A 2072-nucleotide genomic window follows, 5' to 3' on the forward strand; every position below is an offset into this window, starting at 1 on the left:
CAGGCGGCCCCGGCGCAGGTCGGCCTCCACCGCCCAGGCGGAGGCCACTGCCGCGCCCAGGCCCGCCAGCGCCGCGCTGCGCAGGGCATAGAGGCTGTCGGTGCCCATGCGCGGGTGGATGGCGAAGCGCTCCACCGCGCCGTCCGGCACGCGGGTGAGGGACACCTCGCGCTGGTAGTAGGTGAGCAGGGCCAGCCAGGGCAGGTCGCGCAGCGCGCTCGCGTGCTCGGGCACGGCGCCGCCCGGCAGCAGCTGAGGCGCCGCGACGACGATGCGCGGCACCTCGGCCAGGTGGATGGCGACCACCGAGGGGTCGTCCACCGCCCCGACCTGCACCGCGCAGTCGATGCCCTCGGCGATGAAGTCGGGCCGGCGGTCGTGCAGCAGCCATTCGACCGACACCTCGGGATACTGCCGCAGGTAGTCCGCCAACGGGGCGATGAGCTGCTCCTGCCCGAAGGCATGGGGCACCAGCACACGCAGCGTGCCGCGCGGTGTGTCGTGCGCGCCCCGCAGGTCGGCCTCCATCGCACGCCAGTCGTCCAGCAGCGCCTTGGCATGCGCGAAGCAGCGCTCGCCGTCTTCGGTGAGCTTCATGACATGGGTGGAACGCTGCAGCAGCCTGAGCCCCAGCGACCGCTCCAGCGCCTGGAGCCTGCGGCTCACCGTGGGCTGGGTGGTACCCAGTTGCTGGGCGGCGGCGGAGAGGTTGCCGGCTTCGACGATCCGCACGAAGGTCTGCATGAGTTCGATGCGATCGACGCCGGCAAGGGAGGCCGTGGCAGAGGCTTGCTTCATACGCCAAGCGTATAGCAGATGTGCGCATGAGCCCACTACCCAGAGCGAGGCGGTTCGCACAAACTCCGGCCCATCGCTTCCATTCAAGGGTCTTCCCCATGTCTTCCATTCAAAACCTGCATGCAGCCGCTGAGACGGGTGGTCCTTCCACGGGCGTGCCGGCGCCGCTGTTGCTGCTGCTGGCCACTGCCGCGGGCTTGAGCGTGGCCTCGCTCTACTACAGCCAGCCCATGCTGGGCGTGCTGGGCCCGGACATCCACGCCAGCGAGCGCGCCGTGGGCCTGGTGCCCACGCTCACGCAACTGGGCTATGCGCTGGGCATCTTGTTTCTGGCCCCGCTGGGCGACCGCTACGACCGCCGCCGCATCATTTTGGCCAAGCGCCGTGCTGGCCCTGGCGTTGCTGATGAGCGGGTTCGCTCCCGGCATCGGCTGGCTGCTCGTTGCCAGCCTGGCCATCGGCCTGTCTGCCACGCTGGCCCAGGACGTGGTGCCGGCCGCGGCCACGCTGGCCCCGGTGGCCCATCGCGGCAAGGTGGTGGGCACGGTGATGACCGGGCTGCTGCTGGGCATTTTGCTGTCGCGGGTGGTGAGCGGTTTCGTGGCCGAGCACTTCGGCTGGCGCGCCGTGTACGTGGCCGCTGCCGTGTCGATCGCGCTGATCGGCATGGCTGCCTGGAAAGGCCTGCCCAGTTTTGCGCCCACCACGCCGCTGCCGTACCGGGCGTTGATCGGCTCGATGGCCGCGCTGTGGCGCCGCCATGGCGCGCTGCGCCGCGCCGCCTGGGCACAGGGATTGCTGTCGGTGGGCTTCAGCGCCTTCTGGTCCACCCTGGCCGTGATGCTGCATGGCTCGTTCCATCTGGGCAGCGCAGCCGCTGGCGCTTTCGGCCTGGCCGGCGCGGCGGGCGCCCTGGCTGCGCCGCTGGCCGGCCGCATCGCCGACCGCAGCGGCCCGGAGCGGGTGACGCGGCTCGGCGCCGGACTGGCCGTGGTCTCGTTCGCCGCCATGGGCCTGGCCCAGTGGCTGCCGCCGCAAGCCCAGCTGGGGCTGATCGTGGCGAGCGCCATCGGGTTCGACTTGGGGGTGCAGGCCACGCTGGTGGCGCACCAGACCATCGTGTACGGCATCGAGCCCGCCGCCCGCAGCCGCCTGAACGCGCTGTTGTTCACCGGCATGTTCGTGGGCATGTCGGCCGGCGCGGCGCTGGGCAGCCTGGCGCTGGCGCAATGGGGCTGGCTGGGGGTGGTGGCGCTGGCCACCGCCGCTTCGGC

At 71.7% G+C, this 2072-nt stretch carries 1 protein-coding gene and 1 pseudogene; one reads left to right on the forward strand and one right to left on the reverse strand.

What is annotated here, in order from left to right; genetic code table 11:
• On the reverse strand, window positions 1–798 hold a 798-nt coding region (locus AC27IO_RS23355), incomplete at its 3' end, for a LysR family transcriptional regulator (RefSeq protein ID WP_498741049.1).
• A 98-nt stretch (window positions 799–896) separates the two neighbouring features.
• On the opposite strand from AC27IO_RS23355, the pseudogene AC27IO_RS23360 reads away from it, so the two are divergent.
• Window positions 897–2072, forward strand: a pseudogene (locus tag AC27IO_RS23360) (MFS transporter); the annotation flags it as partial.

It is taken from the genome of Acidovorax sp. KNOB132, assembly GCF_057541515.1.